Origin of the sequence: Klebsiella sp. LY (assembly GCF_004010915.1) — a bacterium.
Lineage (GTDB): Bacteria > Pseudomonadota > Gammaproteobacteria > Enterobacterales > Enterobacteriaceae > Klebsiella > Klebsiella quasipneumoniae.
Genome location: NZ_CP022444.1, coordinates 437,143 through 450,607 on the forward strand (window position 1 = coordinate 437,143; position 13,465 = coordinate 450,607).

The 13,465-nt window shown below is 61.7% G+C and carries 11 protein-coding genes; 5 read left to right on the top strand and 6 right to left on the bottom strand.

What is annotated here, in order from left to right:
• Positions 1 to 8 precede the first annotated feature (8 nt).
• The 4 genes from CE636_RS04955 to CE636_RS04970 all read right to left on the bottom strand — a co-directional run bounded on the left by CE636_RS04955 (position 9) and on the right by CE636_RS04970 (position 5,998).
• Positions 9 to 3,110, bottom strand: a complete 3,102-nt coding sequence (locus tag CE636_RS04955) for an efflux RND transporter permease subunit (RefSeq protein ID WP_017900851.1) — start codon at positions 3,108 to 3,110, stop codon at positions 9 to 11.
• The gene (locus tag CE636_RS04960; protein ID WP_017900852.1) at positions 3,107 to 4,216 is read right to left on the bottom strand and encodes an efflux RND transporter periplasmic adaptor subunit; all 1,110 of its coding nucleotides are present in this window, start codon (positions 4,214 to 4,216) and stop codon (positions 3,107 to 3,109) included. The genes CE636_RS04955 and CE636_RS04960 overlap by 4 nt, the downstream gene beginning before the upstream one ends.
• A 74-nt stretch (positions 4,217 to 4,290) precedes the next feature.
• Entirely contained in the window at positions 4,291 to 4,905 is a 615-nt protein-coding gene (locus CE636_RS04965; RefSeq protein ID WP_017900853.1) for a TetR/AcrR family transcriptional regulator, read from the bottom strand.
• Positions 4,906 to 5,002: 97 nt separating this feature from the next.
• The gene (locus CE636_RS04970) at positions 5,003 to 5,998 is read right to left on the bottom strand and encodes an NAD-dependent epimerase/dehydratase family protein (protein ID WP_017900854.1); all 996 of its coding nucleotides are present in this window, start codon (positions 5,996 to 5,998) and stop codon (positions 5,003 to 5,005) included.
• Positions 5,999 to 6,094: 96 nt separating this feature from the next.
• Here CE636_RS04970 and CE636_RS04975 point away from each other — a divergent pair, with 96 nt between their 5' ends.
• The 5 genes from CE636_RS04975 (at position 6,095) to CE636_RS04995 (ending at position 11,204) form a co-directional block, all read left to right on the top strand.
• A complete protein-coding gene (locus tag CE636_RS04975; protein WP_004203099.1) occupies positions 6,095 to 7,006 on the top strand; it encodes a LysR family transcriptional regulator in 912 nt (303 codons plus the stop codon).
• A gap of 157 nt (positions 7,007 to 7,163) precedes the next feature.
• Positions 7,164 to 8,162 carry an ABC transporter substrate-binding protein gene (locus CE636_RS04980; RefSeq protein WP_004203100.1) on the top strand — a complete coding sequence of 333 codons (999 nt, stop codon included), beginning with the start codon at positions 7,164 to 7,166 and terminating at the stop codon, positions 8,160 to 8,162.
• Positions 8,162 to 9,199: a FecCD family ABC transporter permease gene (locus CE636_RS04985; RefSeq protein WP_032456256.1), complete on the top strand. Its 1,038-nt coding sequence runs from the start codon at positions 8,162 to 8,164 to the stop codon at positions 9,197 to 9,199. Before CE636_RS04980 ends, CE636_RS04985 begins: the two co-directional genes overlap by 1 nt.
• A complete protein-coding gene (locus tag CE636_RS04990) occupies positions 9,199 to 9,960 on the top strand; it encodes an ABC transporter ATP-binding protein (RefSeq protein ID WP_004203103.1) in 762 nt (253 codons plus the stop codon). Before CE636_RS04985 ends, CE636_RS04990 begins: the two co-directional genes overlap by 1 nt.
• Positions 9,961 to 9,971: 11 nt before the next feature.
• Positions 9,972 to 11,204, top strand: coding sequence for an MFS transporter (locus tag CE636_RS04995; protein WP_017900785.1), 1,233 nt, complete (start codon positions 9,972 to 9,974; stop codon positions 11,202 to 11,204).
• 64 nt (positions 11,205 to 11,268) lie between these two features.
• On the opposite strand, the gene CE636_RS05000 is transcribed toward CE636_RS04995, so the two are convergent.
• The gene (locus tag CE636_RS05000) at positions 11,269 to 12,300 is read right to left on the bottom strand and encodes a methionine synthase (RefSeq protein ID WP_004203106.1); all 1,032 of its coding nucleotides are present in this window, start codon (positions 12,298 to 12,300) and stop codon (positions 11,269 to 11,271) included.
• 23 nt (positions 12,301 to 12,323) lie between these two features.
• Positions 12,324 to 13,301, bottom strand: a complete 978-nt coding sequence (locus CE636_RS05005; protein ID WP_004203107.1) for a DUF1852 domain-containing protein — start codon at positions 13,299 to 13,301, stop codon at positions 12,324 to 12,326.
• Positions 13,302 to 13,465 lie beyond the last annotated feature (164 nt).

Below are 13,465 nucleotides of genomic sequence, written 5' to 3' on the forward strand. Positions count from 1 at the left end.
AACCGAAATTACCCCTGCGGGTCCAGCGCCGGCCGTTGCGCTGCGTCAGCCGGGCGCTCCGGGCGGATGCGGAACCAGATCGCATACATGGCCGGCAGGAAGATAAGGGTCATGATGGTTCCCCCCAGCGTCCCGCCAATCAGCGTATAGGCGAGCGTCCCCCAGAAAACCGAATGCGTCAGCGGAATGAACGCCAGGATCGCCGCCAGCGCGGTCAGCAGAACCGGACGGGCTCGCTGCACCGTCGCCTCCACCACCGCGTGGAACGGATCGAGCCCCGCCTGCTGGTTATGGTGGATTTGACCAATCAGGATCAGCGTATTTCGCATCAGGATCCCTGACAGGGCGATCAGGCCCACAAGGGCATTGATGCCAAACGGCTGATTGAACAACAGCAGCGTCGGCACCACGCCAATCAGCCCCAGCGGCGCGGTCAGGAAAACCATGACCATCGCCGACAGGGAACGTACCTGCAGGATAATGATCAGCAGCGTGAGGGCGATCATGATCGGAAATAACGGCACCATTGCCCGGGTGGCTTTGCCTGACTCCTCGATCGACCCCGCCGTCTCGATGCGATACCCAGGCGGCAGGGAGTCGATAATGGGCTGCAGCGGCTTCATCAGCGCGCTGGAGACATCCGGCGGCTGCAGGTTATCTGCGACATCTCCCCGGACGGTAATGGTCGGCGTGCGGTCGCGACGACGGAGCAGGGGTTCTTCCATCCTGACGTCGACTTCACCGATCTGCGACAAAGGAACCCGCTGCCCGCCGCTGCCTACGAGAGTGAAGTCGGCGATTTTCGCCGGGTCCAGACGGATATCGCCCGCCGCGCGGCCGATGACCTGCACCGCGCGAATATCCTCCCGGACGGTGGTAATGGGGATCCCTGACAGCAGGAACTGCAGCTGCTGGGCGACGGCCTGGGAGCTGAGCCCACTCGCCTGCAGCCGGTCCTGATTGAGGCTGAAATGCATCACCGGTACCCGCGATCCCCAGTCGCTATTGACGGTGCGCATCAGCGGACTGGCCTGCAGCACGGCTTTCACCCGATCGGCGATGTCGCGCAGGGTGTGCGGATCGGGCCCCATCACCCGCCAGGCGACTGGATAAGGCGAATAAGGGCCAAAGACCAGCTGCGTGACGCGCACCCGCGCCTGCGGCGCAAGGCCATTGGCCACCGCCTCCCGCAGCCGCAGCTTAAGCGCCTCGCGCGAGGCCGGACCGTCGGTCAATACCACCAGCTTGGCAAATGAGGGATCGGGCAATTCCGGAGCCATCGCCAGGTAAAAGCGCGGCGCGCCTTGGCCGATATAGCTGGTGACAATCTTCGCCTCCGGCTGCTGCTGCAGCCAGCGCTCAATTTTCGCCGTCGCGGCGCTGGTCTGGATAATCGACGACCCGTAAGGCATCTGCACCTCAACCAGCACTTCCGGGCGGTCGGAGGTGGGGAAAAATTGCTTTTTCACCACGCTCATTCCCAGTAACGCCACCATAAACAGCACCACCACCCCGGCGGCCACGCGCCATTTGCCGGCGATAACCCGGGTCAGCAGCCGGCGGAAGCGCTGATAGCGCGGGGTGTCATACAGCGCGGCGTGGCCTGCCGCCGCGGACTTCCTCTCCGGTAACAGGTGTACGCCCAGCCAGGGGGTAAAAATCACCGCCACGATCCAGGAGGCAATCAGCGCGATACCGACGATCCAGAACACGTTGCTGGCATACTCCCCGGCGGTGGATTGCGCAAACCCGTTAGGCATAAAGCCCACGGCCGTCACCAGGGTACCGGCCAGCATGGGCGCCGCGGTGTGGCTCCAGGCATAGGCGGAGGCTTTGAGGCGGTCATACCCCTCCTCCATTTTGACCACCATCATTTCGATGGCGATAATGGCATCATCCACCAGCAGCCCCAGGGCGAGGATCAGCGAGCCGAGGGTGATGCGGTCGAAGTTTTTGCCGGTGGCGGCCATCACCACAAACACCACGGCCAGGGTGAGCGGCACCGCCGCCGCGACCACCACCCCCACGCGCCAGCCCATGCTGACAAAGCACACCGCCATCACCACCAACAGAGCGACAAAAAATTTGATCATGAACTCATCGACCGCCGCGCTGATATTCACCGACTGATCGGTCACTTTGGCCAACGACATGCCGAGCGGCAGGCTCTGATTGATGCTGTCCGTTTCGGCGTCCAGCGCTTTCCCCAGCGCCAGACCATTCCAGCCCTCGCGCATCACCACCCCCAGCAGCAGCGCCGGTTCGCCCTGATTGCGGATCAGGAAGGTAGCAGGATCTTCATACCCCCGCTCAACCGTGGCGACATCGGCGAGTTTCAGCGTTCTGCCCCCGGCAATAATCGGCGTGTCGCGGATCTGCTGCAGGCGGTCGAACGCCCCGTCGAGGCGGATAAAGATCTGCCCGCCACGGGTCTCAATGGCCCCGGCGGCGGTCAGCACATTCTGATTGTTCAGCGCGGCAAAAATCGCCTCCGGCGAGAGCCCCAGGGTGGCGAGACGGTCATGAGAAAAGGAGAGATAAATGCGCTCCGCCTGTTCACCGAGAATATTCACTTTTTTCACCCCGGGGACATGCAGCAGCTGCTGACGCAGGGCTTCGGCGTCACGCACCAGCTGCCTCGGCGGCTCTCCCCGCGCTTTCAGGGCAAAGAGGGCAAAGGTGACATCGGCGAATTCGTCATTCATCATCGGGCCGGAGACGCCGGCAGGCAGGTTTTTCGCCTCATCCCCGAGCTTTTTGCGCGCCTGATAAAACTGCTCCGGCACCTCGGAAGGCGGGGTCTGATCCTGCAGCGATAAGGTGATTAACGCCATCCCGGGACGGGTATAGGTCTCGGTGCGATCGTACCACTTCAGCTCCTGGAGCCGTTTTTCCAGCGGCTCGGCGACCTGATCCTGCATCTCCTGCGCGGTGGCGCCCGGCCAGACGGTGATGACCGTCATTTGCTTGACCGTGAAGGGCGGATCTTCCGCCCGACCGAGCCCGAAAAAGGCCACCAGCCCGGCGACCGAGATAAGGATAATCAAAAACAGGGTTACCGACCGCTCGCGGACGGCCAGCGCGGAGAGATTAAAACGCCCGCCGCTCATGGCTGACTCCCGTCGGCATTATGCTCGCGTCGTTCCGCCAGCCGCACCGTCTCGCCCTGGTGCAGAAGATGGGCGCCCAGGGCGACGATGGGCTCCCCGGGCTTCAGCGGGCCGGTCACCCGCGCCGTTTCATCATTCAGGCCGATCACCGTCACCGGTTGCCAGGAGACGGTGGCCGGGCGCGACGCAATGCGCCAGACGCCAGGGCCGTTGCCCGGATCGTAGACCGACGCCAGGGGCACCTCCAGCACCTCGCCTGGCCCCTGGTCGCTGCTGATACGCAGGGTCACGGTAGACCCCAGCGGCGCATTCGCCAGCGCGCCGTTCAGCACATAGCGCGCTTCAAAGGTGCGGGTGGCGGCGTCAGCCGCGTCCGAAAGCAGCCGCAGGGTCGCGGTGACCGGCTGAGATTCGCTGCCATAGCGTGTCGCCAGCGCCTCGCTGCCGACCGCCGGGCGCAGCGTCTCCGGAAGCTGCACCCGCGCTTCGCGCTGCCCTGCCCGCGCCAGGCGGATCACCACCTGCCCGGCGCTGACCACCTGTCCCGGCTCGGCGAGCGTTTCCACCACCACGCCGTCGGCATCCGCCAGCAGTCCGGCATAGTCGGTGGCGTTTTGCGCCACGTTTGCCTGCGCCTGGGCCGCGCTGAGGTCGGCTCTCGCTGCCTCTGCCGTCGCGTTGATCTGGTCGAACTCCGCCGCCGAGACGGCGCCGCTGGCCACCAGGCCGCGATAGCGGGCCAGATCGTTGGCCGCTTTTTTGGCTCGCGCCCGCGCGGCGTCGACCGCCCGCTGTTGGGACTGCGCCTGCAAGGTTAGATCAGCCGGATCCAGGCGCAGCAGCAGTTGACCGCGCCGGACGCTCTGCCCGGTCTCCACCAGCCGGGCAAGGATTTTCCCCGATACCCGGAAGCCGAGATCGCTTTGGGTACGAGCGACCACCACGCCGGTAAAGGCCCGCGAGCTGGCCTCCGCGCGCTCGACGGTCGCCACCCGCACCAGCGGCGGTCGGGTGCGGGGATCGTCATGATCGGCAGGTTCGCCGCAGCCCGCGAGGGCCAGCGGCAGGAAGCAGACGGCAAGATGGACGGCGTTGGGCCTGAGCATGGGTCACCTTAATGAAAAGACCGGTTGGTGACTGCATTCTCAGACGAGTGACCAATAAAGTCAATGGTCACAAATCAGGGGGAGAGACTTCTCAGGATCAGGGAGGCAAGCAGCACCGCCGCGGTGGGCGCGGTGTCGAGATTGTATTGCAGCTGCACCGGGTTGATGAAAGGACACATCACCATATAGACCGCCAGGGTCGCCTCATCCAGCGGGGTTTTGCGCTCGAACTCACCCGCCTGGCGGCCTTCGACCAGGATTTGACCAATCAGCTGCTGCAGATGACCGGCATACTGCTCCGTTGAGGGCCATTTATCGCGCGCCGCGACGGCGGCGATATCGTACAGTTTGCGATCCTCGAAAAACAGTTCACTGCCGGCCTCGGTCAGCGCCCGGAACAGGCGGCGCAGCTTCTCGCTGGCGGAGGGTGCATCGGCGATGGCCTCGCTGACGGCCACCATGATCTTCTCCAGCCGGCTGGCGCAGATTGCCTCGCCAATCGCCTGCTTGGAGTCAAAAAACTTGTAGATATAGGCTTTGGAAAAGCCTATTGCTTTGGCGAGATCGGTGACCGTAGTCTTTTCATAGCCATAGCGACTGAAGTGCGCCATGGCCGCGTCAAGAATCTGGTCCCGAACGCTGTGGTCAACGGGGCCACGGCTTGCTGGGGTGGGGGTAATTTTCGTCATCCGTTTAGCTTAATGCGATCGCTATCGTTTGACAACGAGTGACGTTATCATGATTTGGTCACATTAACACCCCGCCCTGCTCACCTCTCTCGCCGCGTTATGCCTCACGCGCCTCATGGTTAATCGCGCCGGCGGGCAGACAGCCCAGGCCTTGCAGCGTCAGATGTACGGCACGATCGAGCGGGGTATGCGGCTCCGCGCCTAAAAAAGCCACCAGCTTATCGTTGCGCAGGCGTACCGGTAGACGCCAGAGATAGTGCATCTCGACCATTTCGCGCAGGGTGGCGTTGAAGGGCGCCGCCAGCTTCACCAGCCACCAGGGAAAGGACCTCACTACCGCCCTGCCGCCATAGCGGGCGACCACCCGCTGGATCGCCTGGCTCATTTCGCTGCCGTCCGGGTCCCAGTGGCCCTGCATATGAAAGCGGGCAAACGGCTCAAGCTCATGCCTGCGGGCCAGCAGCGCGGCGATGGTGGCGGCAACGTCGGGCAGCCAGGCCCACTGATGCCCCACGCCGATCGCCCCTGGTAGGCTGATAGTCCGGGGAAGCTGACCTGGCTTGACCAGCCCCTGGGAAAACCAGTTATTTCCGGCGCGCGGACCAAAATAATCGCCCGCCCGGACAATCAACGCCCTGCCGCCGCGCTGCACGTAATCCTCCAGCGCCTGCTCCATTTCCACCCGGATGGCGCCTTTGCGGGTCACCGGCCGTTGCGCGGCCGCTTCGTCAATCAGCGGAAAGGCATCCGGTCCATAGTTGTAGACCGTGCCGGGCAGGACAACTAACGCCCGCTGCTGGGCGGCGGCCTGCAGGGTGTTGCGCAGCATAGGTAGTACCTGCTGCCGCCAGTGCCGGTAGCCCGGCGGATTGACCGCATGGACGATCACGTCGCAACCGGCAGCCGCCGCCGCCACCTGCCCGGCATCCAGCGCGTCGCCGGCAATCCACTGCATGCCCTCTTCGGGCCCATGAAGCTGGGCGCCGCGCTTCAGCGCCCGAACCTGCCAGTTGTCCGCCGCCAGCCGACGCGCCACTTCCCCGCCTATGCCCCCGCTTGCTCCCAAAATCAGGACTTTGCCGCTGCTGTTCATCGTCTTTCCCCGTTCGCTAATGGATGCTTGACAGCCTACCTGCGGCTCATATCAAATGAAATTGCATACCATCATCGAGCGGCTATACATTTTTGTATGAATACCTCTATTCCCTGGGAGTGGTACCGAACCTTTCTCGCCGTCCTGCAGGAAGGCTCTTTATCGGGCGCATCGCGCACCCTGAACATCACTCAGCCGACGGCGGGACGTCATATCGCCGGCCTGGAGGCCGCCCTCGGCCAGGCCTTATTTACCCGCTCGCAAACCGGCCTGCTGGCGACCGACGCGGCGCTGGCGCTGCAGGCGCACGCCGAGACAATGGCCAACACCGCCCGGGCGCTGGAACGCACGGCGGCTAACTTTAGTCGCGACAGCACCGATCTGCGTGGCGTGGTGCGGGTGGCCGCCAGCGAGGTGGTCGGCGCTGAGGTGCTGCCGCCGCTGATTGCCCGGCTCAGGCAAGCGTGCCCGAGTATCGTCATCGAATTAATGCTCTCCAATCGGTTTCAGGATCTGCTTCACCGGGAGGCGGACATCGCAGTGCGGATGGTCGCTCCGCAGCAGGAGCAGCTTATCGCGCGGCGTCTCGGCAGGATCGAGCTTGGGCTGCATGCTACCGATGCCTATCTGACCCGCCAGGGTCGGCCCGCTACGCCTGAGGAGCTTGACGGCCACGCGCTGATTGGTTTCGACAGCGCCACCCCCCTCGTTCGCCGGGCTCTTGAGCGCTATCCCCGTTTTCAGCGCGAGGCCTTCGCGATGCGCACCGATAGCGACCTCGCCCAGCTGAACCTGATCCGCGCCGGGGCAGGGATCGGCATCTGCCAGGCGCCCCTCGCCGACGGCATTATTCCCCTGCAGCGAGTGCTGGCGGCCGACTTTTCTCTGTATCTCGATACCTGGCTGGTGATGCATGAGGACCTGCGCCATAGCCCCGCCTGTAAGCGGGTATTTAATTTCCTCGCCGAGGGGTTGCAGACGTATATTCGCGGCCCTCTGGCGCGCTGACCCACCCGCCTCGCGGGTAATCCCTTCCCTGCTGAAATAGTCACTCATTGACACTGTAAATACGGCATTGTATAAAACCCCGCCCCAATAATGAGTTTCATTTGCATTACTCCCATTTGCTGGTCATTTACTCGCCTGTTTACAAGGATAGCGTTTAATGAAGAAGGTCCTCTGCGCGTTAGGCTTGATGTTCACCGCCGTCAGTTCCGGGCTGGCAACAACCTACCCCCTGACGATTGAAAACTGTGGCTATCAGGAGACCTTTACCCGGCCGCCGGAGCGCGTGGTCGCGCTGGGGCAAAATACGGTCGAAATCCTGCTGCTGCTTGGGCTGCAAAAGCAGGTGGTGGCCAGCGCCTTCTGGCCGACTACGGTATTACCGCAGCTGGCTGAGCAAAACGCGAAGATTAAAACCCTGACGGTGGAAATCCCGAGTCTGGAATCCGTGCTGGCGCAAAATCCCGATTTCGTTCCCGCCCAGTTGCCGCTGCTGCTGGGGCCGGAAAGCAAAGTCGCCAGGCGTGAAGATCTTGCCACCGTTGGCGTGAACAGCTACGTGTCGCCGGGGATGTGCGCCACCAAAAAGGCTACCGGCGATATGTACGGCAGCCGGCAGAAGCTGTGGGACATGACCTGGCTGTATCAGGAAATTAGCGATTTCGCCCGCATTTTCAACGTCGAAGATCGTGGCCAGGCGCTGATCGCCGATTTCAAAAAACGTGAAGCCGACCTGCGTCAGGAGTTCGGTAAAAGCAAAAAAGATCTCTCCTTCGTCTTCTGGTTCTCCAGCGCCTCGCCATCGGCCGATGCCTATGTCGGCGGTAAAAACAGCGCCTCCGGCTTTATCGCCAACGTGCTGGGCGGTCATAATGCGATAACCTCCGAGACCGAGTGGCCCACGGTGAGCTGGGAGAGCATCATTGCCGCCAACCCGGATGTGATCGTGGTCTCGAGCCTGGATCGTAACCGCTGGGCGCTGGATAAGGCCGAGGAGAAGATTAAATTCCTCAAAAGCGATCCCGCCGTCAGCCAGCTGGAGGCGGTGAAAAAAGGCCATATCGTGGTGATGGACGGCCAGGCGATGAATCCGACCATCCGCACCCTTTACGGCGCGGAGCAGGTGGGCGAACAGCTGAGAAAAATGGGGCTTAACTGATGAGCGCCGCCGTACTGCAGACGCGCCGCAGCATGCTGCTCACCGGCTGGTGTGTCGTCGCCGTGTGCGTGCTGGCGCTGGTGATTGCGGTGGGCGTCAGCGTCGGCGAACTGCCCATCCCGCTGCAGAACGTCTTTTACGCTATCAGCAATAAAACCGGCTTAACCGCGGTGCCTCTCAATCGTATCTCCGAGAGCGTTATCTGGGATTTCCGCCTCAGCCGCGCGCTGGTCGCCGCCTGCTGCGGCGCCGGCCTCGCTATCTGCGGCGCCGTGCTGCAAAGCCTGCTCAAGAACGCCCTCGCGGAACCTTACGTCCTCGGCGTCTCCGCCGGGGCCTCCACCGGCGCGGTATCGATTGTGGTGCTGGGCCTTGGCGCCGGGGCGATCTCCCTCTCCGTCGGGGCGTTTGCCGGAGCCTTCGCCGCCTTCGCCTTTGTTGCCTTTCTGACCAACGGCGCGCGCGGCGGCAATGAGCGCACCATTCTGGCGGGCGTCGCCGCCTCGCAGTTATTTAACGCCCTCACGGCCTACACCATCAGCACCTCCGCCAGCGCGCAGCAGGCGCGCGATGTGATGTTCTGGCTGCTGGGCAGCTTCAGCGGCGTCCGCTGGCCCGAATTCCAGCTGGTTCTGGTGGTGGTCCTCGCGGGCCTGGCGGTCTGCCTGTGGTATGCCCGGGCGCTGGACGCGTTCACCTTCGGCGACGATGCCGCCGCTTCGCTGGGCATTGCCGTGCCGCGCGTGCGCCTGATCCTCTTCACCACCGCGGCGGTGATTACTGCCACCATCGTCAGCATGGCCGGCTCGATCGGCTTTGTCGGCCTGGTGGTGCCGCACGTGATGCGCTTCTTCTTTGGCCCGCTGCACCGGACGTTGCTGATCGCCAGCGCGCTGGCGGGGGCGATCCTGATGGTGCTGGCGGACATTGCCTCGCGCCTGCTGATTGCCCCGCAGAGTCTGCCGGTCGGAGTGGTGACCGCCCTGGTTGGGGTGCCTTTCTTTGCCGTGATTATCTACCGCTCAAGGAATAAGTGATGAGTATTTGCGCTGAAAATATCACCTGGAAGGCAGGCAAAAAGGTCATCGTCAATAATGTCTCGCTGCGGGTGTCGCGCGGCGAAACGGTGGGTCTGCTGGGCCCCAACGGCTGCGGCAAATCCTCGCTGCTGCGGGTTCTGGCGGGCCTGCGCCGCCCGGATGCGGGTCGCGTCACCCTCGACGGCCACGACATCGCCCGGATGGCGAAAAAGCAGCTCGCCCGCCGGGTGGCGTTCGTCGAGCAACACGGCATGACCGAGGCCAATATGCGGGTGCGCGACGTCGTGCGGCTGGGACGTATTCCGCACCACTCGCCGTTCTCCAACTGGAGCGCTCAGGATGACGAGGCGGTCACCGCCGCGCTGCAGCGGGTGGCGATGCTGGAGAAAAGCGACCAGGGGTGGCTGAGCCTCTCCGGCGGCGAGCGGCAGCGGGTGCATATCGCCCGCGCACTGGCGCAGAACCCGAGTGAGATCCTGCTGGATGAACCTACCAACCATCTGGATATTCACCATCAGATGCAGCTGATGCAGTTGATCAGCGAGCTGCCGGTGACCAGCATTGTGGCCATTCACGATCTTAACCATGCCGCGATGTTCTGCGATTCGCTGATCGTGATGCAGCAGGGGCAGATCCTCGCCAACGGGACGCCGGAGGAGATTTTGTCCGAAGCGCTGCTGTGGGACGTTTTCCGGGTGAAAACCAAAATCGAGATCTCCCCGTACCACGGTAAAAAGCACATTCATTTCATCGTTTAGGTTGGGCGAGTATGCCTCTCTTCCCCCTGCGCCCTGCGGCGACCCTCTGGCCTCCCGTTTTACTGGGAAGCCAGTTCGTTTTTAATATTGGCTTTTATGCGGTCGTCCCTTTCCTTGCCCTCTTCCTGCGCGACGAGATGCTGCTTTCCGGCGGGCTTATCGGCCTGATCCTCGGGCTGCGCACCTTCTCTCAGCAGGGCATGTTTATCATCGGCGGGACGCTGGCCGACCGCTACGGCGCTAAGGCGATCATCCTCACCGGCTGCGTGGTCCGCGTTGCCGGCTATCTGCTGCTGGCGTGCGGCACAACGCTGGAGCCGATTATCCTCGGCGCCTGCCTGACGGGCGTCGGCGGGGCGCTGTTTTCCCCGTCGATCGAGGCCCTGCTGGCGCGAACCGGGACCCACAGCCAGGCCAACGGAAAACGCAGCCGCGCAGAGTGGTTTGCGCTGTTTGCGGTGTGCGGTGAGCTGGGAGCGGTTATCGGCCCGGTGGCCGGAGGGTTACTGAGCGGGATCGGCTTTCGGCATATCGCCCTCGCCGGTGCGGGGCTATTTCTTCTGGCGCTGCTGGTGCTCTTTTTCTGTCTGCCCGCCGACGGGCAGAGGCCCCAAACGCGCAGCCGGGTTCCGTGGTGGACCCCTTTGCGCCAGCCGCGCTTCGTCGCGTTTATTATTGCTTACAGTTCATGGCTGTTGAGCTACAACCAGCTGTATCTCGCCCTGCCGGTGGAGATCCAACGCGCAGGCGGCCGTGAGCAGGATCTGGCGCCGCTTTTTATGCTGGCCTCGCTGTTGATTATTACCCTACAGCTTCCTCTCGCCCGCTTCGCCCGTCGTATTGGCGCCGTGCGCATTCTGCCGGTGGGCTTTCTGCTGCTGTCGGCTTCCTTCGTCAGCGTGGCGTTATTCGCCGCCTCGCCGCCCGCCGCCGGCTGGCTGCGATTTTTGCCGTCGGCCTGCTTTGTCACACTGCTCACCCTCGGCCAGATGCTGCTGGTGCCCTCAGCCAAGGATCTCATCCCGCTGTTTGCCGAGGAGTCGACGCTGGGCGCCCACTACGGGGCGCTCGCCACTGCGGGTGGGTGCGCGGTGTTAGCCGGGAATTTGCTGCTCGGCCATTTGCTTGACCAGGCGCTCACCCCCTCGCCGCAGGCGGTCTATCCCTGGCTTCTGCTGGCGCTGTTTCCGTTGTGCAGTGCCGTCGCCCTGCGGGCGATCTGCCGCCCGCTGGCGGCAACCTGACGCTGAGCGGGTAACGGCCCGCTCAGGAGGTTAACCGGGAGAAGCGCACGAAAGCCAGTCCGCCTTATTTTACCGCCAGCTCGCGGCGAACGATCTCGGCACCGGCGCTTAAGGCGTGCAGTTTGCCGGTCGCGACCTGGCGCGGCAGCGGCGCCATACCGCAGTTGGTGGAGGGGTAGAGCTTGTCGGCATCGACGAACGCCAGCGCCTTGCGCAGGGTAGCAGCCACCTCTTCCGGAGTTTCAATCGCATGGCTGGCGACATCGATCGCCCCGACCATCACCTTTTTACCGCGGATCAACTCCAGCAGATCCATCGGTACCCGCGAGTTGTGGCACTCGAGAGAGATAATATCGAGGGACGATTTCTGCAGCTGCGGGAAGGCCTCCTCATACTGACGCCACTCTGAGCCCAGCGTTTTTTTCCAGTCGGTATTGGCCTTGATGCCGTAGCCGTAGCAGATATGCACTGCCGTCTCGCACTTCAGCCCTTCAGTGGCTCGTTCCAGCGCGGCGATCCCCCAGTCGTTCACCTCATCGAAGAAGACGTTGAAGGCCGGCTCATCGAACTGAATAATATCGACCCCGGCGGCCTCTAACTCTTTCGCTTCCTGATTGAGGATTTTGGCGAACTCCCAGGCCAGCTTTTCCCGACTTTTATAGTGATTGTCATACAGCGTATCGATCATGGTCATGGGGCCCGGCAGCGCCCATTTTATCGGCTGACTGGTGAGCTGACGCAGATAGCGCGCGTCCTCAACGAAGACCGGTTTCTGGCGCTCTACGGCGCCCACCACGGTTGGAACACTGGCCTCATAGCGGTTACGAATTTTCACGATCTCGCGTTTGGCAAAATCAACGCCGCTGAGGTGTTCAATAAAGGTGGTGACAAAGTGCTGCCGCGTTTGCTCGCCGTCGCTGACAATATCGATCCCGGCCCGCAGCTGGTCGTCGAGGGACAAACGCAGGGCGTCGCGCTTGCCGGCCAGTAATTCTTCGCTGGACAGTTTCCAGGGCGACCACAGGGTCTCTGGCTGCGCCAGCCAGGAAGGTTTCGGTAAACTGCCAGCGGTGGAGGTCGGAAGCCATGTTTTCATAATAAGGAACCTTTTATATTGGTTTAGCAACGCGCGAAGTTAGCAGACCATTGCTCAAGCAACGTCTTGTGCGGGTCGATAAAATGTTGTTGTGTAAATTTACCCTGCTCTATCGCCAACAGGCTGCGCTCTTCCCGGTCATACACAATTTTGGTGACGGAATGATCCAGGTGATTGAGATTGGGCTGATAGTATTGCCCCGCCGCGGAATTCGCGTTGTAAATCTCCGGACGATATATTTTTTGAAACGTCTCCATCGTGCTGATGGTCGCGATCAGCTCCAGGCTGGTGTAATCGCTGAGCAGATCGCCGGAAAAATAGAAGGCCAACGGCGCGACGCTGTGTTTCGGCATAAAATAGCGCACCTGCAGCCCCATTTTGCTGAAATAGCGCTCGGTCAGCGAGACGCCTTCCTGGGCATATTCAATACCGAGAACCGGATGTTCGTTACCGGTGCGACGATAAACATCTTTGCTGGATACGCTCAGACAAATCACCGGCGCCTTGCTGAAACTGGTCTTATAGGCGCTGGATTGCACGAAATCCTTAAAGATATTGCCGTGCAGCTCGCCAAAGTTTTCGGGCACGCTGAAGCGGCTCTGGTCTTTATTATGCTCCAGCAGCAGCACGCTAAAATCATAATCCCGTACCCAGGAAGAGAAGTTATTGCCGACGATACCGGCATGGCGCTCACCGGTTTTTTTATCGACAATATGCGTTTGCAGGATCTCTATCACCGGAAAACTGGCGGCATCAGCAATATTCATCTCGACAGAAATAATATCCAGTTCCACCGCATAGCGATCGTTGTAGGGATTATCCCAGTGCGCCAGGGTATTAAACCGGTTATTCATCATGATTAACGTATTGCGCAGATTGTCCTGACGGCTCTCCCCTCTCGCCAAATTGGCAAAATTGGTGGTAATACGCGTATTTTCCGCAGGGTTATAATTTTCATCAAACCGGCTGCGCTTAATCGTATAGGTAAATTCGTTATTCATGGCGATTGTCCATCCTGGTGTCGGGCATAAAGCGGAATAAGCGGAGTACTCTCCACTGGCGACGCAGAGTCAGACCTGGCGCGCTTCAACCGGTAAATGTTGTTGATTCGTTAATGGGTCTATTTTTGCCAGAGTCGGTGATGGAGGGAAAGCGACTTAAATTC